General features: G+C 69.3%; 18 protein-coding genes. 13 read left to right on the plus strand and 5 right to left on the minus strand.

Annotated features, from left to right (window positions below; genetic code table 11):
* Nucleotides 1-77: 77 nt before the first annotated feature.
* The 3 genes from BN1193_RS11805 to BN1193_RS11815 are packed head-to-tail and all read left to right on the plus strand — an operon-like array spanning nucleotide 78 to nucleotide 2,526.
* The gene (locus BN1193_RS11805) at nucleotides 78-1,232 is read left to right on the plus strand and encodes an MFS transporter (protein WP_040166577.1); all 1,155 of its coding nucleotides are present in this window, start codon (nucleotides 78-80) and stop codon (nucleotides 1,230-1,232) included.
* Nucleotides 1,233-1,291: 59 nt separating this feature from the next.
* Nucleotides 1,292-1,537: a hypothetical protein gene (locus BN1193_RS11810; protein WP_040166579.1), complete on the plus strand. Its 246-nt coding sequence runs from the start codon at nucleotides 1,292-1,294 to the stop codon at nucleotides 1,535-1,537.
* Nucleotides 1,534-2,526: an SRPBCC family protein gene (locus BN1193_RS11815; RefSeq protein WP_040166581.1), complete on the plus strand. Its 993-nt coding sequence runs from the start codon at nucleotides 1,534-1,536 to the stop codon at nucleotides 2,524-2,526. Before BN1193_RS11810 ends, BN1193_RS11815 begins: the two co-directional genes overlap by 4 nt.
* A gap of 37 nt (nucleotides 2,527-2,563) precedes the next feature.
* Here BN1193_RS11815 and BN1193_RS11820 read toward each other — a convergent pair whose 3' ends face one another.
* The 4 genes from BN1193_RS11820 to BN1193_RS11835 form a co-directional block, all read right to left on the minus strand.
* Nucleotides 2,564-2,872 carry a winged helix-turn-helix domain-containing protein gene (locus tag BN1193_RS11820; protein ID WP_094770464.1) on the minus strand — a complete coding sequence of 103 codons (309 nt, stop codon included), beginning with the start codon at nucleotides 2,870-2,872 and terminating at the stop codon, nucleotides 2,564-2,566.
* Entirely contained in the window at nucleotides 2,844-3,686 is an 843-nt protein-coding gene (locus tag BN1193_RS11825; protein ID WP_040166586.1) for a hypothetical protein, read from the minus strand. Before BN1193_RS11825 ends, BN1193_RS11820 begins: the two co-directional genes overlap by 29 nt.
* Before the next feature lie 60 nt (nucleotides 3,687-3,746).
* The gene (locus BN1193_RS11830; protein WP_040166588.1) at nucleotides 3,747-4,808 is read right to left on the minus strand and encodes a DNA glycosylase AlkZ-like family protein; all 1,062 of its coding nucleotides are present in this window, start codon (nucleotides 4,806-4,808) and stop codon (nucleotides 3,747-3,749) included.
* Nucleotides 4,809-4,941: 133 nt separating this feature from the next.
* Nucleotides 4,942-6,396 (minus strand): glyceraldehyde-3-phosphate dehydrogenase, encoded by a 1,455-nt coding sequence (locus BN1193_RS11835; protein WP_040166591.1) that lies wholly within the window; start codon nucleotides 6,394-6,396, stop codon nucleotides 4,942-4,944.
* A 253-nt stretch (nucleotides 6,397-6,649) separates the two neighbouring features.
* Here BN1193_RS11835 and BN1193_RS11840 point away from each other — a divergent pair, with 253 nt between their 5' ends.
* From BN1193_RS11840 to BN1193_RS11855, 4 genes are all read left to right on the plus strand, one after another.
* Nucleotides 6,650-7,372 (plus strand): DUF6882 domain-containing protein, encoded by a 723-nt coding sequence (locus BN1193_RS11840; RefSeq protein WP_040166593.1) that lies wholly within the window; start codon nucleotides 6,650-6,652, stop codon nucleotides 7,370-7,372.
* Between the two features lie 201 nt (nucleotides 7,373-7,573).
* Nucleotides 7,574-8,983: an aldehyde dehydrogenase family protein gene (locus BN1193_RS11845; RefSeq protein WP_040166594.1), complete on the plus strand. Its 1,410-nt coding sequence runs from the start codon at nucleotides 7,574-7,576 to the stop codon at nucleotides 8,981-8,983.
* A gap of 145 nt (nucleotides 8,984-9,128) precedes the next feature.
* Complete coding sequence (locus tag BN1193_RS11850) at nucleotides 9,129-10,784, plus strand: thiamine pyrophosphate-binding protein (protein ID WP_040166595.1); 1,656 nt, start codon at nucleotides 9,129-9,131, stop codon at nucleotides 10,782-10,784.
* Between the two features lie 319 nt (nucleotides 10,785-11,103).
* A complete protein-coding gene (locus BN1193_RS11855) occupies nucleotides 11,104-12,495 on the plus strand; it encodes an HNH endonuclease signature motif containing protein (protein WP_040166598.1) in 1,392 nt (463 codons plus the stop codon).
* Between the two features lie 677 nt (nucleotides 12,496-13,172).
* On the opposite strand, the gene BN1193_RS11860 is transcribed toward BN1193_RS11855, so the two are convergent.
* Nucleotides 13,173-14,555, minus strand: coding sequence for an MFS transporter (locus BN1193_RS11860; protein ID WP_040166599.1), 1,383 nt, complete (start codon nucleotides 14,553-14,555; stop codon nucleotides 13,173-13,175).
* A gap of 148 nt (nucleotides 14,556-14,703) precedes the next feature.
* Between BN1193_RS11860 and BN1193_RS11865 the strand changes: the two genes are divergently transcribed.
* From BN1193_RS11865 to BN1193_RS11890, 6 genes are all read left to right on the plus strand, one after another.
* Nucleotides 14,704-16,161, plus strand: coding sequence for a fumarylacetoacetate hydrolase family protein (locus BN1193_RS11865; RefSeq protein WP_040166600.1), 1,458 nt, complete (start codon nucleotides 14,704-14,706; stop codon nucleotides 16,159-16,161).
* The gene (locus BN1193_RS11870; protein WP_040166601.1) at nucleotides 16,151-16,849 is read left to right on the plus strand and encodes a GntR family transcriptional regulator; all 699 of its coding nucleotides are present in this window, start codon (nucleotides 16,151-16,153) and stop codon (nucleotides 16,847-16,849) included. Before BN1193_RS11865 ends, BN1193_RS11870 begins: the two co-directional genes overlap by 11 nt.
* Entirely contained in the window at nucleotides 16,846-18,387 is a 1,542-nt protein-coding gene (hpaE, locus tag BN1193_RS11875) for a 5-carboxymethyl-2-hydroxymuconate semialdehyde dehydrogenase (RefSeq protein WP_052460700.1), read from the plus strand. The genes BN1193_RS11870 and hpaE overlap by 4 nt, the downstream gene beginning before the upstream one ends.
* Before the next feature lie 38 nt (nucleotides 18,388-18,425).
* A complete protein-coding gene (gene hpaD, locus BN1193_RS11880; RefSeq protein WP_040166602.1) occupies nucleotides 18,426-19,589 on the plus strand; it encodes a 3,4-dihydroxyphenylacetate 2,3-dioxygenase in 1,164 nt (387 codons plus the stop codon).
* 96 nt (nucleotides 19,590-19,685) lie between these two features.
* The gene (gene hpaH, locus BN1193_RS11885; protein WP_040166603.1) at nucleotides 19,686-20,474 is read left to right on the plus strand and encodes a 2-oxo-hept-4-ene-1,7-dioate hydratase; all 789 of its coding nucleotides are present in this window, start codon (nucleotides 19,686-19,688) and stop codon (nucleotides 20,472-20,474) included.
* On the plus strand, nucleotides 20,459-21,262 hold the full coding sequence (locus tag BN1193_RS11890; protein ID WP_040166605.1) for an HpcH/HpaI aldolase family protein: 804 nt from the start codon (nucleotides 20,459-20,461) through the stop codon (nucleotides 21,260-21,262). The genes hpaH and BN1193_RS11890 overlap by 16 nt, the downstream gene beginning before the upstream one ends.
* The last annotated feature ends 2 nt before the right edge of the window (nucleotides 21,263-21,264 follow it).

Raw genomic sequence — 21,264 nt, forward strand, 5'->3', positions numbered from 1 at the left:
TCTGGCCCGGAAACATCGGGCTCAGCAGTGATCCGTTCCTGCTCAATCGCGCCGATCCTGCACAACCGGAGTACCCGATGAACGAACCTGTCGCACGCCCGTGGGCGGGGCTGACCGTGCTCGCGGTGGCGGTGTTCAGCGTCATCCTCACCGAGGTCCTGCCGATCGGGCTCGTGCCCGAAGTCGTGCGCGCGTTCGGGGTCGACGAGGCTGCGGCCGGACTCCTGATCGGGCTGTACGCGGTGCTCGTCGCGGTCACGGCGGTCCCGCTGACCCGCCTCACCCGACGAGCTCCGCGCAAGGCGGTCCTGCTCGCCACCCTCGCCGTGTTCGCCGGGTCCAACGTGCTCGCCGCAGCCGCGGTGGGCTTCGAGATGCTCGTCGCCGCTCGTGCTCTCGCGGGCGTCGGACACGCGCTGTTCTTCGCGCTCTGCATCGGGTACGCGGCGCGCATCGCCCCACCCGGGCAGACCGGACGCGCGATGGCGTTCGTGGCGACCGGAACCTCAGCCGGACTGATCGTCGGCGTCCCGGCGGGGGCTGCGCTCGGTGACCTCGTCGGCTGGCGCGGGACCTTCGTCGTGCTCGCTGTGCTCACGACCGGCTCGGTGATCGCCGCGTGGCGATTCCTGCCGCCGGTCGGCCACGACGCGGAGGCCGGACGCACGCTGGTTCCGGGCGGGGGGCGAATGCTCCTGATCGCGGGGCTCGCCGGCGCAGCCTTCCTCGGCTATTACACGCTGTACAGCTACGTCAGCCCGATGCTGCTCGCCGCCGGGCTGCCGCGGGACGTGCTCGCCGTCGTTCTGGTGGCGCTGGGCCTCTCCGGACTGATCGGCATCCGGGTGGCGGCGCCGCGATTGGACCGGCACCCCTACGGCTGGATGCTCGGCGTGCCCGCCGCCATCGCGGCCACGCAGGTCATACTGGCGCTCGTCTTCCCCGCGCTCTGGCCCGTCGTCCTCGTCGCTCTGCTGTGGACCGCTGTCTGGGGTCCGGTGAACTCGACCTACCAGAACAGCCTCGTCCGCGTCGGCCGCGCCAACCCGGAGATGGCCGGTGCCTGGATCAACGTCACCTGCAACATCGGGATCGCCGTCGGTTCCGCGATCGGGGGGCAGGTCGTCGTCGGCCCGGGCTACGCCGTCGCCGGACTCGTCGGCACGGCTGTGCTCGCCGCCGCAGCTCTCGTCACCCTGCTCGCGCGACGGGCGCTGTCCGATCCGAGCTGAGGCGTTCTCACTGAGCAACCGTGGTTGACATTCGCGCGCGCGCAACTTAGGTTGACACCATGACGTCAACCACGGTTGCTGAAATCGCCGCCGACACGCGGAACCCCCGTGCCGGGCTGCGCGCGGTGTCCTCGTTGCGCGTCCTCGCCGATCGGCTGGAGCTCGCTCAGGTCGAAGCGGCGCTGCGCGCGGGCATGAGCTGGAGTGAGATCGCCGATGCTCTGGGAGTCACCCGCCAGGCGGTGCACAAGAAGTACGCGAAGAAGGTCGACCAGACCATCCCGGTCCCGAGGAGGCACACATGAGCCGGATCACCGAAGCCGCCGCCACGACGCACGTCCTGTCGATCGCCGCGATGGAGGAAGCCTCGCGCGTCGATTCCCGGACGGCCGACCTCGATCACCTTCTGCTCGCCCTGACCGTCGACGGGGGTACGGCCGGGTCCGTACTGCGCAGCCTCGGCGTCACGCTGGATGCGGTGCGGCGCGCGGTCGCCGACGAGCACGCGGACGGCCTCGACTCACTGGGCGTCCGGGCCCCGACCGCGGACGCTGGGGCGATCCGGTTCCACGAGACCGGCGATTACAAGTGGAGCGATCGCGCGCTGCGCCTGCTCAAGCGCGTCGGTGCCGACGGCGAACGCACGGACGCGGTCGCCGCGCTGCGCGCCCTGCTGGGCGAGCCCAGCGGTCTCATCGAGGCCGTGCTCGCGCGGCTGCAGGTGACGGCGGACGCGATCACGGAACGCCTGGATCTGGAGGAGCGTCACCCGAGTCACCGCACATCGGCCGCGACGTGGACCGGTGACATCTCCGGCCGGTCGGAACAGTTCGTGCCCGCGCCGCCGGAGAACGTGTGGAACCTGCTGGCAGATCCGGCGCGGATGTCCGAGTGGGAATTGAACGTCGAGGCGGTGATGGATGCGCCCGAGCACCCGCGCGCGGGCGACGTCTGGTCTGCCCGCAGCCGAACGACGGCCCCGGATGGCAAAGCCCTGTCCGTCCGACCCCACCTTCGTTCGCAACAGGTCGAGCTGGTCTCGCTTGACCCCGGTCACGCGATCGCCTGGCGCTTCACCTTTCCGGACGCCGCGCAGACGAACGCGCGACTCGTGCGAGCCGAACTGGAACCCGCCGCCGGCGGCACACAGGTGCATCTGTCCTCCGCGTGGGAGCTTCCGTCCACCCGGCGACGCCGCCCGATCCGCGGGTTCCTCATGCGCCCGCTGCACCGCTTCGCGATCTGGATGCAGCTGACGCAGCTCGGCGCGAGCATCGGCCGGGCCTTCCGATGACCGGCGCGCGTCACATTGCGAGAGAACTGACGCCGAGCTAATCGGCGACGGCGGCGGCGGCGATCGCCTGGAGGGCGGTGACGTGTGCGGCGAACGCGCGCCGACCCGCCGCGGTGGCACGCACCCACGTCCGCGGCCGGTTGCCCACGTACCCCTTCGTCACCGCGACGTAGCCGGCCGACTCCAGGGCGGTCACGGCCTTGCTGACCGATGAGTCGTCCGTCTCCAGGAAGTCGCGGAGCGTAGCGAAGTCGAGTTCCCGATCCGTCCCGAGCGCCGCCAGCAGGGAGAAGCGGACCGGTGTCTGCAGAGCGGGATCAAGCCCGTGCCGCGGGTGCGCCATCATCACCCGCCGCCGTGGTTCCGGGAGCCCAGGCGACGACCGTCATCACGATGACCGTGAGCACGCCCACGACGATCGCGACCGGCCCACGGAACCAGGCGGTGGCCTGGCCGAGGATCGCGGCGACGAAGGCCACGACGACGACGCACCCGAACGCGGACCACTGCCGTCCGCCCCACGCGTATCCGACCCGTCGCATGCCGATCGGCGAGGTGTACGCGCAGATCAGGACGAGGGTCAGCAGCAGCGGCAGCAGGGCCACCGACGCGCCGACAGGCGAGGCGGCATCGATCGCGATGACTCCGCCGATCGCGAGACCGATCAGCATCGTCGAGACCCGGACGGGCCGGCTCAGTTCCACGACCGGCCACGTCGATCGTCGCTCGCCGCGGGTCGCCCACAGGCCCCGCAGTGGCACGATCGCCAACGCGACGAAGACCAGGATCGGCCCGACCACATTCAGCCACGACGGGTAGTCGACCGACTGGATCTTCAACACCCCGAGACCGATCGTGAGCACCCCGCCGATGCCGTAGAGCACCCACCCCACGGGGCGGCGGCGCGTGCGGACGCCGAATCGGTCGCGTGCTCCCTCCACCAGGCCCATCAGCAGCAGGAAGGGAACGATGATCATGGCCATGCTCACGGCGGTGCCCGCCAGGGTGAGCCAGACACCGAAGTACGCGGCCGTCGCGACAGCCAAGCCCAGCAGCAGGAACCAGTACGTGCGGACGGGCCGCAGCACATCGGAGCGTTCTCTGATCGTCACGAGTCGGCGCAGCTGTTCGGCCGGGCTCGCGCTCTCATAACTTTCCATATGGAAAGTATCTTCCGATCTGACAGCTACTGCAAGAGTGGAAGCCCCCCGCCAGGAGCGTCAGGCGGCGTGGGTGCGCCAGGTTTCGAGCGCAGCCTCAGCATCGCGCGACGCGAGGTCCGGCGCCAGGACGGAGAGCTCGCCGGCGCGCGTCCACGTGCCGACCACTTCGCCCCTGCGCAGGAGGATGGCGCGCACCATGCCATTGCGGCCAGGGCCCACGGCGGCGCGCACGTCGTCGGACGCCACCCGCGAGCGGTCGGCGTAGGAGATGTAGTACTCCTCGAACGTCGGCAGGGCGAGCAGGGAGTCCGGTGTCGCATCGGCGGCCGAGATCTCGGCGACGACCACCCGACCGGATGCATCGAGATCCAGCAGGACGTCATCTGCCAGGGGCGACTCGTCGTCCCGGGCGACGACCGCCGCCGCGCGAGCGGGAGTGATCGGCAGGCCCGCCCACCAGGCGAAGTCCGCGATCGAAGCGGGGGCGTGTCCCTGGAGATAGCGTCGCAGCAGCTCCGCCGTCGCATCGCCCGCCACCGTCCGCTGCGTGGGCAGATCGTCGTTCAGCGTCAACAGCTGCTCTGTTGCGGGCGCGCCGTCCGGACGCGGCACCGTGGCGCCCCAGTGCACGACGCCGGTGATCGCGAGCGCGAGCAGCAGGTGGGCACCGCGCTGACCGGTCGTCTCGACCCCGTCCGCGGTGAGTGCGGCGAACGCGTGCGCGCGGCGCAGCCCGCCGGAAGCGAGCACCCGCCGAAGAGTCTGTTCCGCGCGCGAGAAATCGTCGTCCTCAAGCTCGAGCTCACGGTGCCGTCCGGCGGCGGACCGGCGCACGCGGGCGCTCGTGATCGACAGCATCCAGTCGACGTCCTCCGCCGCGAGAATGTGCAGCGTGCCGCGCATCGGCCAGGTGCGGACGATCTCGCCGGCGTCGAACGCGGCGTCCACGGCGCGGGCGGTCGGCGCACCCGCCACGCGTGCGGACAGCGCGAACCGGCCTCCCCAGAGTTCCTGGGCCTGCGTGCCGCACTGATGCCGGGCGGCATCGACGATCGTCGCGGCCGGCGCTGTCAGCAGATGCGAGCGCAGCCTCGCCGCGCGCAGTCCATCAGGGCTCATGCCGACATGATGCCGCACACCGCCGACAAGAGCAGGCGCTGGACAGGACTGCCCCCAACAAGAGCCTGCACCGGACAGGACCGCGCTCCGGTTCGGACCATCCACGGAACCGAACCGGAGCGGGGAGTCTGTGTCAGGCGGGGATCAAGCGCACGTCGCTGCGCTCGGGGATGACGACAGGGTGGGACCCGGCCATCGCCTCGAGCACGCGGACGACCTGACGGGAGTAGCCGTACTCGTTGTCGTACCAGACGTAGAGGATGAGGTTCGTGTCGTTCGCGATCGTCGCGAGGCCGTCCACGATGCCGGCGCGGTGCGAGCCGACGAAGTCGGTGGAGACGACCTCGGGCGATTCGATGTAGTCGATCTGCTGGCGCAGTTTCGAGTGCAGCGAGACACGGCGCAGGTAGTCGTTGACCTCGTCCTTGGTCGCCGGACGCTCGAGTGTCACGTTCAGCACGGCGAGGGAGACGTCCGGGGTCGGCACGCGGATCGCGGAACCGGTGAGCTTGCCCTCCAGCTGCGGCAGCGCCTTGGAGACGGCCTTGGCGGCACCGGTCTCGGCGATGACCATGTTCAGCACGGCGGAGCGACCGCGGCGGTCACCCTTGTGGAAGTTGTCGATGAGGTTCTGGTCGTTCGTGAACGAGTGGACGGTCTCGACGTGGCCGTGGACGATGCCGTATGCCTCGTCGATCGCGGCGAGGACCGGGGTGATCGCGTTCGTGGTGCAGGATGCCGCCGAGAGAATCGTGTCCGCCTCGGTGATCGTGTCGTGGTTGATCCCGTGCACGATGTTCTTCAGCGCGCCCTTACCGGGCGCGGTGAGCAGCACGCGGGAGACGCCCGTGGACTGCAGGTGCTGGCCGAGGCCCTCGGCGTCGCGCCAGCGGCCAGTGTTGTCCACTACGATCGCGTCGTTGATGCCGTACGCGGTGTAGTCGATGGTGGCCGGGTCGTTGGAGTAGATCACCTGGATCGGCACGCCGTTGGCGATGATCTGCTCCTTCTCCTCGTCGATCGTGACGGTGCCTTCGAAGGGACCGTGCACGGAGTCGCGCAGGAGCAGAGAGGCGCGCTTGGCGAGATCGGAGTCGGATCCGCGACGCACCACGATCGCGCGCAGCTGCAGTCCGGAACCACCGCCGGCGTGCGTGATCAGGATGCGGGCGAGGAGGCGTCCGATGCGACCGAAGCCGTACAGCACCACGTCACGCTCGGCGAGGGTCTCATCGCCGTCGTGCAGCGCGTCCGCGAGGCGCTCACGCAGGTAGTCGACGAGTTCGACGTCCTCCGGACGATCCAGCGCGATGCGTGCGACGTCGATCGAGGCGGGGCGCAGCGGCAGCGCGTGCAGCGCCTCGACGACGGCGAGCGAGTCCTCCAGCGACAGGGAGTCGTGACCGAGCTGCTCCGCCCGCGCGTGGGCGGCGATGATGCCCGTCGCCGACAGCCCGAGCAAGCGGAACCCGTGAATCGAGGTGACCACGCCACGATCGCGCTGCAGCGCACCGATGTACGGGATCATGCGCTCGGCCAGCTCCTCGTTGCGGGTCCAGGCGGTGCGGTGGGCGTCGAGCTCGTTCATGCGCTTCCTTGCGGGGTCATCCGGTGTGGCAGACGAGCGCCCGCGTCGACGCTCGTCCCCTCCACGGTACGGGCGAGGCACAGGGCGGACCGACCGATTCGTATCCCGACAACCCGTCTGCTTGCCGTCAGTGAAAGAACCTCAGTTCTTCCGACCATGCGAGGCGGCAAGAACGCGACATCGGAGGTTCGGCCCGGACATCGCGACGGCCTGGCAGAATCTGACGTGACACCCGCTCCGAGGAAGGACAGTCATGGCGACGTTCCCCGCCCTGCAGCCGTACATCGATCGTGGCCTGCTGCTGGCCCTGCTCCACCAGGACGCCCTGGTCGAAGCGACCACCGCCCTCGGGCCGCACCGCTGGGATGTCGACATGCAGGCCGGCACGCTGACCTTCGCCAGCGAGTCGGACCCGGCGCGCACCCTCACCACAAAAGCGCAACTGGTCGCCTCGATCGCTCCCGGACCGCGCTCCATCCTGTGGGGCTGGGCGCATCCGCAGGGGCACGCGGAGGGTTCGGTCGCGGGACTGCGACGCCAGGGCGAGAAGGACGACGTGCGGGAGCTGCGCGAGGCCGAGCTGCCGCTGCCGGAGACCGTGAACGCGTCCGACGGCGACGCCCTGGCCGCCATCGCGCACGAGCTCGGCCAGACTGCCACCGGCATTCTCGGCGCCGGCCCGTACTACTCCGCCCCGGTCGAGGGCGGTACGCGGATCGTGTTCCTCCTGGACGCACCGCTGCCCGAGCTCACTCTCGCCACCACGGTGATCAAGCTGCCGCGGCTGCTCTCGACCGGCCTGTTCCGCGACGCCCGCACCTCCGTGTGGGGCTTGGCGACGGCCAAGGGTTGGACGTTCCGCTGGTCCGATGACCAGTATCTGGGCGCGGACCTCAGCGACGGTTCGTCCAGCGCGCACCTCACCTTCAACGCGCAGGGGCAGATCACGGGCGTCCAAGCCAGCGCCTCCGCCTGACCGGGCACCTCACCGGTGTCATCGCGCACGACGAGAAACAGCGATGCGCGCAGGTTCAGGTCCAGGCCAGGTCCAGGCCCTGGCCGGACACCCCGACGGTGTCATCGTGCACGAGGAGACAACACCGATGCGCGCCGGTTCAACCACCGCGTGCCCCGGAGCTCTAGCTTGAGAGCAGTCTCACGTCTCCGGGAGGGTCACATGAACACCGACTCCGAGCTGCTCGCCGCCATCGCCCCCACCAGCGGGCCGACGCGTGAGGTTCATGACCCGGCGACCGGTGAGCTGGTGGGCACGGTTCCCGTGGAGGGCGCTGCGGCCATTGACGCGGCCGTCGCCACCGCGAAGGGCGCCCAGCCCGGGTGGGCGGCGCTCGCGCACGACCAGCGCAGCGCCTACCTGTTGGCGGCCGCGGACGCGGTTCATGCCGCGGCCGAACCCCTGGCGCGGCTGCTCTCCCGCGAGCAGGGCAAGCCCCTGAACGGTCCGAACGCGCGCTTCGAGGTCGGCGCATGCGAGGTCTGGTTGCGCGCGGCCGCGACGACGGTGCTGGAACCGGAGGTCCTCGTCGATGACGGCGAGTCCCACGCCGAGCTGCACTATCGACCGATCGGCGTCGTGGGCGCGATCGGTCCGTGGAACTGGCCGATGATGATCTCCGTGTGGCAGATCGCACCCTCGCTGCGAATGGGCAACACCGTGGTGATCAAGCCGAGCGAGCACACTCCGCTGAGCGTGCTGGCCCTCGTCCACGTGATCAATTCGGCTCTGCCCGACGGCGTGCTGATCGCCGTCTCCGGTGACCGCGAGGCGGGAGCCCGCCTTTCCGGTCATCCGGACATCGGCAAGGTCATGTTCACCGGTTCCACCGCGACCGGCAAGGCGATCATCCGCAGCTCCGCCGACACCGTCAAGCGACTGACCCTGGAGCTCGGTGGCAACGATGCGGGCATCGTGCTGCCGGATGTCGATCCGACCGCGATCGCCGAGGACCTGTTCTGGGGCGCATTCATCAACACCGGTCAGACCTGCGCCGCACTCAAACGCCTGTACGTGCACGAGGACGTCTACGACGCGGTCTGCGCCGCCCTGACCGACTACGCCCGCAATGTCCCGATGGGGGTCGGGCTGGACGAGCAGAACGTCCTCGGTCCGCTGCAGAACCGGCAGCAGTACGACATCGTCGCCAGTCTCGTCGAGGACGCCCGCGCCGCGGGTGCGCGCATCCTGCTCGGCGGCGACCCGGACGCGGACGCCCCGGGCAACTTCTACCCGGCCACGCTCGTCGCCGACATCGCAGACGACAACCCGCTGGTGCAGCAGGAGCAGTTCGGTCCGGCGCTGCCGATCATCCGGTACGCCACGATCGACGAGGCGGTCGCGATGGCGAACGGCGTCGACGTCGGTCTCGGCGCCTCCGTGTGGTCGGCGGACAAGGACGCCGCCCGCGCGGTCGCCCAGCGCCTGCAGTCCGGCACCGTGTGGATCAACTCCCACGGCGGGTTGAACCCGATGGTCCCGTTCGGTGGGGCGAAGCAGTCCGGCTACGGCATGGAGTTCGGTGTTGAGGGGCTGAAGGCCGTCGGCTCACCACAGGTGGTCAGCTCCTGAGCCGAGGGACCCCCTCATATACTGATCCAGTCCGGGGCATGACCCCGGTGCTCGAAAAATGGGCACGAAGCCAAGTCGACGGTGTCGTCGGCCCGCGTGAGACACATACGGACCCTTCCGCTCCGTTCTCACGACAGGAATCACCATGCCCACCGACACCTCCGTCTCCGCCCACGTCGCGCATGCGCTCGCCGCTCACGCCGGCCACGTCTTCGGCGTGATGGGCAACGGCAACGCCTACCTCCTGGATGCGCTCGAGCGCTCGCGCCGAGTGACCTTCACCGCCGTCCGCCACGAGGCGGGTGGTGTGGTCGCGGCGGACGCGCACTTCCGCGCGTCCGGACGCATCGCGATCGCGACGGCGACCTATGGCGCCGGGTTCACCAACACGCTCACCCCGCTGGCCGAGGCCGCCCAGGCGCACGTTCCGCTCGTGCTGGTGGTCGGCGACGAGCCGACCTCGGGGCCGCGCCCGTGGGATGTGGACCAGATCGCGCTGTCCTCCGCCGTCGGGGCGCGCACTTACACCGTCGGGCGCGCGGACGCGGTCGCCACAACCGTGATCGCGATCGAGCACGCACTGAGCTACAGCGTTCCGGTCGTCCTGGCGATCCCCTACGACGTCGCGACGCTCGAGGCCGGCGAACCGGGCGCCGTGCCCGCGCTGCGTCTGCCGACCGCCGTCGCTCCCGCCGGTGCGGTCAGCACCGCGCGGATCGCGGACATCGCCACCGCGCTGGCGAGCGCGGAACGTCCGTATCTGCTCGCCGGACGCGGCGCGCACCTGTCCGGAGCCGGCGAGGTTCTCGGCGCGCTCGCCGCGGCGACCGGCGCAGTGACCTCGTCCACGGCGCTCGGTCGCGGCGTCTTTCCGGAGACCGCCTACGACCTCGGCGTGACCGGCGGTTTCGGCGCCGAGGACGCGATGGAGCTGATCCGCACGGCAGACGTCGCCGTCGTGTTCGGTGCCGCGCTGAACCAGTTCACGATGCGCTTCGGGGCACTGTTCGGACCGGACACGCGCGTCTTCCAGGTGGACATCTCCCCCACCGCGACCCACCCCGTCGTGTCCGGTTACGTCCGCGGTGACGCGCGATTGACCGCGGAGGCGATCCTCGCGGAGCTGCCGGAACGGTCTGGACCGGCGTGGCGGGAGAGCATCGACGCGGACGCGCTGCGGCGGCAGGAGCCCGGCGCGGACCTGGCCGATGACGGCCGTCTCGACCCCCGGTCCGTCGCCGTTCGCATCGCGGAGAGCCTGCCGGAGGACCGGGTCGTCGTCACGGACGGCGGACATTTCATCGGCTGGGCGAACATGTACTGGCCGGTGGCGTCGCCCGACCGCATGATGATGGTCGGCACCGCCTACCAGTCCATCGGCCTCGGATTCCCGAGCGTGGTCGGCGCGGCCGCCGCCCGCCCGGAGTCAACGGTCGTGCTCTCCACCGGCGACGGCGGTGGACTGATGGCCCTGTCCGACCTGGAGTCCGCCGTCCGGGCTGCCGGCGGACGCGGCATCGGCGTGGTCTGGAACGACGGCGCGTACGGCGCCGAAGTGAACCTCTACGGCCTCAAGGGCCTGGCGACCGGTCCGATGATGATCCCCGGCGTGGACTTCGCCGCCCTCGCCGAAGCGGTCGGTGCCGAGGGTGTCGTCGTCACGTCCCTCGATGATCTGGACCGGCTCGCCACCTGGGCCGCCGAACCGGTCAGCGAGCGCCGCTTCCTGCTGCTGGACTGCCGCGTCTCCACACACGTCATCGCGCCGTACCAGCAGGAGATCATCCGCGTGAACTCCTGACACGCACGGGCACGCCCCCGGCACGGTCGGCTGTGCCCGCTCCCCCGGTGGCGCAGCCCTACACCACGCCCGCGGCTCACGTTGGTTTCCCACGGGGTTCGTGCTTCAGACGGCGCTGTGGATGGGTGCGTTCCGCGCGCCGGCTCGAGTTCCCAATAGGGGGCTCCGAGGGTCGATGAGCGAGGGCCAGCGAGGCGAAACGGCGCGAGGTGCTCGGCGGGATCAGGGTGAGAGAAACCTCATCTCCACAGGCCGAAATCCATCCACAGCCTGGGATATTCAACGTCCAATGTCGGAGGCCCGGCGTAAAATATGGGTTATGAACACCACGATGGAACGGACCCGGGAAACGATGGCACACGCCGTCGCCGACCTCCGCTCCATCCTCACCTCCGGCACCCTCGACACGGCGGACCGCGAGGACGTTCTCGGGTTCGCGGTCAGCGTCGGAGACATGCTCCGGCAATCAGAAGCCGCCGCGATCGAACTCACCGGTGTGATCGAGAAGCGCTCCGCATCTGCGGAGCGCTTCGACGTTTCTTCCGACTGCCGCTCCGCCAACGAAGTTCTCCAGCGCACCACCGGTGCCGCCCCCACCACCGTCAAGCGATGGAGCCGACTCGCGGCCGTGGTGAAGCCGGAGCACACGCTCGCGTCGGGTGAGATCCGGCCGGCCGAGTTCCCGGCCCTGCGCGAAGCTCTCACCATCGGAGCCATCGGCGCGGACGGCCTGGAGGCCGCGACCCGGCCCCTGCGGGAGATCAAGGATCGCGTCGCGCCGACGGATCTCGCCGAGGTTGACGAGGTTCTCGCCGCAATGACGACGACGGCCGGTGCGCCGGTGATGTGCGACACCCTCCGCGACCTCTCCCTCCGCCTGGCCACAGACCTGGACATCACCGGCGCCGAGGCGGAAGAAGAAAAGGCCTTCCGAGGGCGGGCACTGCGGCTCGGGATCAAGCGCAACGGGCTCGTCCCGATCACCGGCCAGCTGGTCCCGGATGTCGCCGGTGCGCTGTCGGTGTTGCTGGATTCGATCAACAACCCGCACGGCCAACCGGCGGGCGTGAAGTTCCGGCCCTCCGACGAATCCGACGAGAACGCGGATGTGCGGAGCATGGCGCAACGCAACCACGACGCCCTCGGCACGATCCTCGCCGCGGTCCCGAACGCTCCGGACATGCCGACGAACGGCGGCCGCGCACCCGTCCTGGTCATCCACGCGAGCGAAGACACTGTGCGGGCCGGTAAAGGCTGGGCCACGATCCCCGGGGCAGATGCGACGGGCACGGATGTTCCGGCCCCGTTCGCCGCGGCGAAGCACGTCGGATGCTGTGGCACCATCCAGCACCTCACGTCCGCGAAGAACGGGCGGATCGTGAAGCTCACCATCGACAAGCGGCTGTTCAGCACCGACCAGCGGCGAGCGATCACCGCCCGGGACCGGTCCTGCATCATCCCGGGATGCCACACCCCAGCCCGCTGGTGCGAAATCCACCACGTGAAGGAATGGTCCAACGGCGGTCAGACGGATGTCGACAACGGGGTGCTGATCTGCTGGCACCACCACCGATTCATCGACCGCATGCACTGGGACATCCGCATGACCGACGGCGTCCCCGAAGTCCGACCACCGGACTGGATCGACCCCACCCAATCCTGGCAACCCACCGGCCCACGGGCCACCGGACAGCCGAAGCCGGGTGCGTGATGTCCGGGGAGAACTCCGCCCACACCACACCCACCCCGGGCTCTCCGACCCTCCGTCTCGCCGACGCGAGTCCAACGACCGAGACAGGGAACCACGTCGAGGACGTGAACGGCGCAATGGCGACCCCCTCACGAACGCGAGACGGCAACAAAAGCCGAGCAGACGGGCACCGTCCCCAGCCGAAAGACCCGACCACGCAGGAACGCGACCCGCACCGCATGGCGGAACCCGCCACCCACCCCGCGAAGCTTCAACCCGCCGGCGCTCACGCGACGAGCAACGAAAACGACACCGACGCGATGGCAACCACCCCGCCAACCCGACCCGGCGACGCGACTCGATCCACGCCGGACGGTCTGAAGCCGAAAACCCAACCCCGCCGGAACCCGCAGCGCCGAACGCAACGCACCCACGCCACTCCGAGCGCACCCGACGCGACCACCCCGACATCCGCGCGCCGACAGTCGAACAGCACCACCCTGAAAACCCATGCCGTCTTAAGCCAAAAGAACGCAACCACGCCGGAACTCGACACGAGAACCCCCGCCCCGCACGGACCAACGTTTCGTCCAGAGATCGCGCGCGCAACGGCCGAGGCGGAGACTGAGCGCCGGCAACGGGACAGAACGGACGACGCTTCGCCCCCACCCCGTTTCGGGGCGGGGGCGAAGCGGTCATCAGGCCTTCGAAAGGCCGTAGACCGCGCTCACGGACTGCTCATCCTCGGCGTCCGGACCGAGCGGAATCCCGCTGCGGTCCTTCAGCGCAAGGGTGGCGAGCAGTCCGATCACCGTCATCCCCAGCAGATACCAGACGACCCCCACCGTCGAGCCGGTCGCCTGCACGATCGCCTTCGCGATCAAGCCCGAGAACGCTCCGCCGAGGATCGATCCCAGCGCGTACGAGATCGAGACGCCGGAGAAGCGGATCGACGCCGGGAACATCTCGGTGTAGAACGCCGCCTGCGGCCCGTAGGTGAAGCCGAGCCCGAGCGTCAACAGGATCAGCGCGAGCGCGACCATGACGAGGCTTCCGGTATTCACCATCGGGAACAGCGCGATCACGCCGATCGCCTGCAGAACCCAGCCGATCAGGTAGGTCGTCCGTCGACCGATCTTGTCGCAGATCCACCCCGCGAGCCAGGTGAAGATCAACCACGTCACCGCGGACAGCGCCACGATCCACAGGATGGGCGTGACCGGCAGCGCCAGCGGCCCCTTCGGGTCGGTGGTGTAGTTCTGCACGAAGCCACCGGTGGTCATGTATCCGACGGCATTGTTGCCGGCGAACACGAGCGCGGCCAGCAGCACCAGCGGCAGATGATGGCGCAGCAGCCGTGCGATCGGCATCTTCGTGTGCGCAGCGCGCTGAGCGATCTCGAGGAACACCGGGCTTTCCTCGACGCCCCGGCGGATCCAATATCCGACGAAGATCAGCACGATCGACAGCAGGAACGGGATGCGCCACCCCCAGGCCGCGAACGCGTCCGCGCCGAGCAGGCTCGACGTCAGCGCCATGATCCCGCTGGACAGCAGCAGGCCGAGCGGCACGCCGACCTGCGGGCTCGCGCCGAACAGACCGCGCTTGTCCTTCGGCGCGTGTTCGACCGCCATCAGCACGGCGCCGCCCCACTCGCCACCGGCCGAGATGCCCTGCAGAACGCGCAGCAGGAGCAGCAGAATCGGTGCCGCGAAGCCGGCGACGGCCGCGGTGGGCAGGACGCCGATGAGGGCCGTCGACAGACCCATCATCACGAGCGTCCACATCAGAACGCGACGACGTCCCAGCTTGTCACCGTAGTGCCCGGCCAGGAACGCTCCCAGCGGCCGGAACAGGAAGCTGACCCCGATTCCAAAGAAGGCCAGGAGGCCTCCGGTCCCCTCACCGAACGGAGAGAAGAACAGCGGAATGAAGACGACCGCGGTAGCGGCGGCGTAGGTGAAGAAGTCGTACCACTCGATCGTGGTGCCGATCACCGTTGCGAGCACGACCCGGCGACGATCCGCCGACGTGCTGATGGTTCCGGTCGGCGTGAGAGCCGGCCCTGAGCCTGCGGACATTGAAGGACTCCTTTGTCATGCCGGTCCTGACCCGAGGGGTGCCTCCCCGTGACATTGCCCGGTTACGGGTGATGATATACGATTTGAGATACGACTCAACCCCCGTTCCGGACGAGTCGTCTCTCGTCCACGAAGAGCAAGGAAGCCCATGACGACGGACACCGACCCGCGCTTCGCGAACCTGCCGGTTCGACCGGGCAAGATCATCGCCGTTCACCTGAGCTACTCCTCCCGCGCCGCCCAGCGCGGACGCAAACCCGCGCAGCCGTCCTACTTCTTCAAGCCGTCCAGTTCCGTCGGGGTCAGCGGGGGCACGATCGGCCGACCCGAGGGCACCGAGCTCCTCGCCTTCGAGGGCGAGATCGCGCTCATCATCGACACCCCGGCACGCGCGGTCCCGCTCGCGGACGCCTGGTCGCACGTCGGCTGGATCACCGCGGCGAACGACTTCGGCCTCTACGACCTGCGCGCGAATGACAAGGGCTCGAACGTCCGCTCCAAGGGCGGCGACGGATTCACCCCGCTCGGACCGAACCTCATCGACGCCCGCACCGTGGACCCGGACGCGGTCCGTCTGCGCACCTGGGTCGACGGCGAGCTCCGCCAGGACGACACGTCCGCCGGCATGTTCTTCTCGTTACCGCGCTTCGTGGCCGACCTCTCCCAGCACTTCACGCTCGAGCACGGCGACGTGATCCTCACCGGCACCCCCGCGGGTTCCTCAGTCGTCGACATCGGCGCGGTCGTCGAGGTCGAGGTCAGCACGGACGACGCCACCAGCGGCATCCTGCGCACCACCGTGGTCGCCGGCGCCGGATCGTACGACCCCGCGGTCGGGTCGCTGCCCGCGGTCAACGACCTGCAGCGCGAGGAGGCCTGGGGCTCACGCGAGGCCGCCGGCCTGCCCACCCCCGGCCTGGACCCGGTGCTCGCCGACAAGCTGCGGCGCGTCCCGGTCGCCGCCCTGTCCGGCCAGCTGCGCAAGCATGGGCTGAACAACGTCACGATCGACGGCGTCCGTTCCAACCACCCGGACGAGAAGATCGTCGGGCTCGCCCGGACCCTCCGCTTCGTCCCGAACCGGGAGGACCTGTTCGCCTCGCACGGGGGCGGGTACAACGCGCAGAAGCGCACGTTCGACGCGGTCGGCAAGGGCGAGATCATCGTGATCGAGGCGCGCGGCGAGGCGGGGTCCGGAACGCTCGGTGACGTCCTCGCTATCCGCGCACACGCTCGCGGTGCCGCCGGAATCGTCACCGACGGTGGGGTGCGCGACTGGGACGCCGTGGCGGCAGTGGGCATCCCGGTGTATTCGCAGGGCGCCCATCCCGCTGTCCTCGGCCGGAAGCACGTTCCGTGGGAGGGAGATGTCACGGTCGCCTGCGGTGGAACCACCGTGCAGCCGGGCGACATCATCGTCGGAGACCGCGACGGTGTGATCGTCATCCCGCCCGCCATCGCGACCGAGGTCGTCGACGCCGCCCTCGCCCAGGAGGACGAGGACGCCTGGATCGCTCAGCGCGTCGCGGAGGGCGAGAAGGTGGACGGACTGTTCCCGATGAACGCCACCTGGCGCGCCCGCTACGAGGCTGACCATGCCGATTAAGACCCTTCCCGCCCCCCGCACGAGCAAGTCCGAACACGCCTACCGGTGGATTCGCGACGGGATCGCGAGCCACCGATTCGGCCCCGGCTACCGTCTCGTGCTCGGCAGCGTCGCTGACGAGCTGCAGATGAGTGTCGTCCCGGTCCGCGAGGCGATCCGCCGCCTCGAGGCCGAGGGCCTGGTGACGTTCGAACGCAACGTGGGCGCCCGCGTCACGCTCGTGGACGCGCGCGACTACGTGGACACGATGGAGTCCCTCGGCATCATCGAGGGTGCCGCGACCGCGCTCGCCGCCCCGCTGCTGAGCGAAGAGCAGCTGGCACGTGCCGAGCAGATCAACGCCCGTATGGCGGCGCTGCTGCCGACCTTCGATCCGCACAGCTTCACGGTCCTGAACCAGGAGTTCCACGCCACGCTGTTCGAGGGGTGCCCGAACGCGCACCTCCTCGAGCTGGTGGAGCGGGACTGGTCACGCCTGGCGGGGCTGCGGGACTCGACGTTCGCCTTCGTCCCGGACCGCGCCGCGCACTCCGTCCGCGAGCACACCGAACTGATCGCACTGATCCGCACCGCGGCCCCCGGCTTCGAGATCGAACAGGCCGCCCGCGCCCACCGTACCCACACACTGCAGGCCTACCGAGAAGCTCGGGGCCTGACCGAGGACACCCGTCTCAAGGAGGAGCAATGACCGACCGCCACATTCCGGCCGACCTGCCGGAGCGCATCCAGCACTACATCGACGGGGAGTTCGTGGACTCCGCCGACGGCGACACCTTCGAGGTGCTCGACCCGGTGACGAACGAGACGTACCTGCAGGCGGCCGCGGGCAAGAAGGCCGACATCGACCGCGCCGTGGCAGCCGCCAAGCGCGCGTTCGACGAGGGCCCCTGGCCGAAGATGGTGGCGCGCGATCGTTCACGCATCCTGCATCGGATCGCCGACATCGTCGAGTCGCGGGACACGCGTCTGGCTGAGCTGGAGTCCTTCGACTCGGGTCTGCCGATCACGCAGGCGCTCGGTCAGGCGCGACGCGCGGCGGAGAACTTCCGCTTCTTCGCGGACCTGATCGTCGCCCAGCACGACAACGCGTTCAAGGTGCCCGGCCGTCAGATGAACTACGTCAACCGCAAACCGATCGGCGTCGCGGGACTCATCACGCCGTGGAACACGCCGTTCATGCTGGAGTCCTGGAAGCTCGGCCCCGCTCTCGCGACCGGCAACACGGTCGTGCTGAAGCCGGCCGAGTTCACCCCGCTGTCGGCATCCCTGTGGGCCGGCATCTTCGAGGAGGCGGGCCTGCCGAAGGGCGTGTTCAACCTCGTCAACGGTCTCGGCGAGGATGCCGGCGACGCGCTCGTCAAGCACCCGGACGTGCCGTTGATCTCCTTCACCGGCGAGAGTCGCACCGGACAGATCATCTTCGGCAACGCCGCCCCGTTCCTCAAGGGTCTGTCGATGGAGCTCGGCGGCAAGAGCCCCGCCGTCGTCTTCGCCGACGCGGACCTCGACGTCGCCATCGACGCCTGCATCTTCGGCGTCTTCTCCCTGAACGGCGAGCGCTGCACCGCCGGTTCCCGCATCCTCGTGGAGCGTCCGGTGTACGACGAGTTCGTCGAGCGCTACGCCGCGCAGGCCAAGCGCGTGAAGGTCGGCGACCCGCAGGACCCGACCACCGAGGTCGGTGCGCTGGTCCACCCGGAGCATTACGAGAAGGTGATGAGCTACGTCGAGATCGGCAAGACCGAGGGACGCCTCGTGGCCGGCGGCGGACGTCCGGAGGGCTTCCCGACCGGCAACTACGTCGCCCCCACGGTGTTCGCCGACGTCTCTCCCGACGCCCGCATCTTCCAGGAGGAGATCTTCGGTCCGGTCGTCGCGATCACGCCGTTCGACTCCGAGGAGGAGGCCCTGGCGCTGGCGAACGACACGAAGTACGGCCTGGCCGCCTACGTGTGGACCAATGACCTCAAGCGCGGACACAACTTCGCGCAGGCGGTCGAGGCCGGCATGGTGTGGCTGAACAGCAACAACGTGCGCGATCTTCGCACCCCGTTCGGCGGTGTGAAGGCATCCGGCCTCGGCCACGAGGGCGGCTACCGGTCGATCGATTTCTACACCGACCAGCAGTCGGTGCACATCACGCTCGGCGAACCGCACAACCCCACTTTCGGAAAGTCGGCCCACGCTCCCGAGGAGCCGTCGCTCGATGACCCGGACCCCCGCTGAGACCCCTCGACTTCCCGCAATGACGCAAGGAATCTGACATGACCAATCGCGCCGACATGACGCTGACCTCCTCGGGCTTCTATGTCTCCCAGGAGGCCCCCATCCAGACCGAGAACCCGATCCCGACCCCCCAGGCGTCCCCGCCGGATGTCCTGCGCTGCGCGTACATGGAGCTGATCGTCACGGACCTCGCCGCCTCGCGGCAGTTCTACGTCGACATCCTCGGGCTGTACGTCACGGAGGAGGACGACGAGGCCATCTACCTCCGCTCCACGGAGGAGTTCATCCACCACAATCTCGTGCTTCGGAAGGGCCCGATCGCGGCGGTGGCCGCGTTCTCATACCGCGTGCGCACGCCGGAGGACCTCGACGCGGCGGTGGCCTTCTACACGGAGCTCGGGTGCGAGGTCCGTCGCGAGCCGAACGGTTTCGTGAAAGGCATCGGCGATTCGGTCCGCGTCGTCGACCCGCTCGGATTCCCGTACGAGTTCTTCCACCAGAGCGATCACCAGGAGCGCATGTCGTGGCGGTACGACCTGCACATCCCCGGCGAGCTCGTGCGGCTGGATCACTTCAACCAGCTGACCCCGGATGTCCCCCGCGCGGTGAAGTACATGCAGGACCTCGGCTTCCGTGTGACGGAGGACATCCAGGACGAAGAGGGCACCGTGTACGCCGCATGGATGCGGCGCAAGCCGACTGTGCACGACACCGCCATGACCGGCGGCGACGGGCCCCGCATGCATCACGTGTGCTTCGCGACCCACGAGAAGCACAACATCCTCGCCATCTGCGACAAGCTCGGCGCGCTGCGTCGCAGTGACGCGATCGAGCGGGGTCCGGGCCGGCACGGCGTCTCGAACGCGTTCTACCTGTACCTGCGGGACCCGGACGGGCACCGCGTCGAGGTCTACACGCAGGATTACTACACCGGCGATCCGGACAACCCGGTGGTCACGTGGGACGTGCACGACAACCAGCGCCGCGACTGGTGGGGCAATCCGGTCGTCCCGTCCTGGTACACGGATGGGAGCCTGGTCCTCGACCTCGACGGCAACCCGCAACCCGTCCTCGCGCGCGAGCACTCGTCCGAGATGGCCGTGACGATCGGCGCCGACGGCTTCTCGTACACGCGCCCCGAGGACACCGAGACGATGCCGGAGTGGAAGCAGGGCGAGTACAAGCTCGGCCACCAGCTTTGACCCGAGACACCCGAGCACGTCCGAAACTCCGCGCGATGCAGGGTGTCTCGGACGTGCCTGGGTGTCTCGCGGGCGATGAACACGAGAGGATGAGGCATGGCACTGGATCAGGAGACCATCGCTGCGATCGCTGACGAGCTCGCCGACGCGGACGCGAACCACACCGTCGTCCCGCGCATCACGGCGCGGTACCCGGATGCCACGATCGAGGACTCGTACGCGATCCAGGGCGTCTGGCGGGACAAGAACATCGCCGGCGGACGCCGCCTCGTCGGGCGCAAGATCGGGCTCACGTCGCGCGCGATGCAGCAGGCCACCGGCATCACCGAGCCGGACTACGGCGTGATGTTCGACGACACCGTCTGGCAGAACGGGTCCACGATTCCGTTCGACGATTTCTCGAATGTCCGCATCGAGGTGGAGCTCGCGTTCGTCCTGAAGGAGCCATTGGAGGGCCCGCACTGCTCAGTGTTCGACGTGCTGCGCGCGACGGAGTTCGTCACCCCCGCTCTTGAGGTGCTGAACTCGCACATCGAGCTCGAGGGTCGGACCATCGTCGACACGATCAGCGACAACGCCGCGTACGGCGGCATGGTGCTCGGCGGTAATCCGACCCGCCCCGAGGACGTCGACCTGCGGTGGGTGTCCGCTCTGCTGTATCGCAACGAGACGATCGAGGAGACCGGCGTCGCCGCCGGTGTGCTCAACCACCCGGCCACCGGCGTCGCCTGGCTGGCCGAGAAGTTCCACCAGCACGGCTCACGTCTGGAGGCCGGAGAGATCATCCTCGCCGGCTCCTTCACGCGGCCGATGTGGGTGTCCCGCGGGGACAGCGTGCTGGCCGACTACGGACCGATGGGGACCATCACATGTCGCTTCACCTGAGCCCGACCTTCCGCCAGGTGCTCGCCGAATCCGAGCGCGCACTCGTGGGCCTGTGGGCGGTGTCCGGTTCCCCGCTGGCCGCCGAGATCCTCGCCGGGTCCGGCGCCGACTGGCTCCTGATCGACATGGAGCACTCCGCGAACAACCTGGACACGGTGAGCGCTCAGCTGCAGGCTGTGGCCGCCTACCCGGTCACGCCGCTGGTGCGCGTCCCGTTCGGCGACGACGTCGTGCTGAAGCAGGTGCTGGACATCGGGGCGCAGAACGTCATCGTGCCGATGGTGAGCTCGGCCGAGCAGGCTCGGCACCTGGTCGAGGCCATCCGCTATCCGCCGCAGGGCCGGCGCGGTGTCGGGTCGTCGCTGGCCCGCTCGGCGCGGTGGAACCGGGTGGACGACTACCTGATCGACGCGAACGAGCACGTCTCCCTGATCGTGCAGGTGGAATCCGCCGAGGCCGTCGACGCGGCTGCGGAGATCGCCGCCGTGGACGGGGTGGACGGCGTGTTCATCGGCCCCGCGGACCTCGCCGCTTCCCTCGGCGTGCTGGGGCAGCAGACGCACCCGGACGTGCGGGCCGCCGTGCAGCGCACGTTCGACGCCGTCCATTCCGTCGGCAAACCGGTGGGAGTGAACGCGTTCGATCCGGCCGCGGCCGCGGCCTATGTCGCTGCCGGCGCCGACTTCATCGCCGTCGCCGCGGACGTCTCCCTGCTCGCCCGCGGCTCCGAGGCCATCGTCGCCCGTTTCGCCGCGGCCGAGCCGGAGACCGACCGCGACGCCTACTGACC

The sequence above is a fragment of the Microbacterium gorillae genome (assembly GCF_000826185.2).
In the GTDB taxonomy this organism is placed as follows: Bacteria; Actinomycetota; Actinomycetes; order Actinomycetales; family Microbacteriaceae; genus Microbacterium; species Microbacterium gorillae.

Coding starts and splice junctions, on each gene's coding strand:
- BN1193_RS11890 (WP_040166605.1), top strand. CDS start 20,459: ATGTCGCTTCACCTGAGCCCGACCTTCCGCCAGGTGCTCGCCGAATCC.
- BN1193_RS11805 (WP_040166577.1), top strand. CDS start 78: ATGAACGAACCTGTCGCACGCCCGTGGGCGGGGCTGACCGTGCTCGCG.
- BN1193_RS11870 (WP_040166601.1), top strand. CDS start 16,151: ATGCCGATTAAGACCCTTCCCGCCCCCCGCACGAGCAAGTCCGAACAC.
- BN1193_RS11815 (WP_040166581.1), top strand. CDS start 1,534: ATGAGCCGGATCACCGAAGCCGCCGCCACGACGCACGTCCTGTCGATC.
- BN1193_RS11825 (WP_040166586.1), bottom strand. CDS start 3,686: ATGGAAAGTTATGAGAGCGCGAGCCCGGCCGAACAGCTGCGCCGACTC.
- BN1193_RS11845 (WP_040166594.1), top strand. CDS start 7,574: ATGAACACCGACTCCGAGCTGCTCGCCGCCATCGCCCCCACCAGCGGG.
- hpaE (WP_052460700.1), top strand. CDS start 16,846: ATGACCGACCGCCACATTCCGGCCGACCTGCCGGAGCGCATCCAGCAC.
- BN1193_RS11865 (WP_040166600.1), top strand. CDS start 14,704: ATGACGACGGACACCGACCCGCGCTTCGCGAACCTGCCGGTTCGACCG.
- BN1193_RS11835 (WP_040166591.1), bottom strand. CDS start 6,396: ATGAACGAGCTCGACGCCCACCGCACCGCCTGGACCCGCAACGAGGAG.
- hpaD (WP_040166602.1), top strand. CDS start 18,426: ATGACCAATCGCGCCGACATGACGCTGACCTCCTCGGGCTTCTATGTC.
- BN1193_RS11850 (WP_040166595.1), top strand. CDS start 9,129: ATGCCCACCGACACCTCCGTCTCCGCCCACGTCGCGCATGCGCTCGCC.
- BN1193_RS11855 (WP_040166598.1), top strand. CDS start 11,104: ATGAACACCACGATGGAACGGACCCGGGAAACGATGGCACACGCCGTC.
- BN1193_RS11860 (WP_040166599.1), bottom strand. CDS start 14,555: ATGTCCGCAGGCTCAGGGCCGGCTCTCACGCCGACCGGAACCATCAGC.
- hpaH (WP_040166603.1), top strand. CDS start 19,686: ATGGCACTGGATCAGGAGACCATCGCTGCGATCGCTGACGAGCTCGCC.
- BN1193_RS11820 (WP_094770464.1), bottom strand. CDS start 2,872: ATGATGGCGCACCCGCGGCACGGGCTTGATCCCGCTCTGCAGACACCG.
- BN1193_RS11830 (WP_040166588.1), bottom strand. CDS start 4,808: ATGAGCCCTGATGGACTGCGCGCGGCGAGGCTGCGCTCGCATCTGCTG.
- BN1193_RS11840 (WP_040166593.1), top strand. CDS start 6,650: ATGGCGACGTTCCCCGCCCTGCAGCCGTACATCGATCGTGGCCTGCTG.
- BN1193_RS11810 (WP_040166579.1), top strand. CDS start 1,292: ATGACGTCAACCACGGTTGCTGAAATCGCCGCCGACACGCGGAACCCC.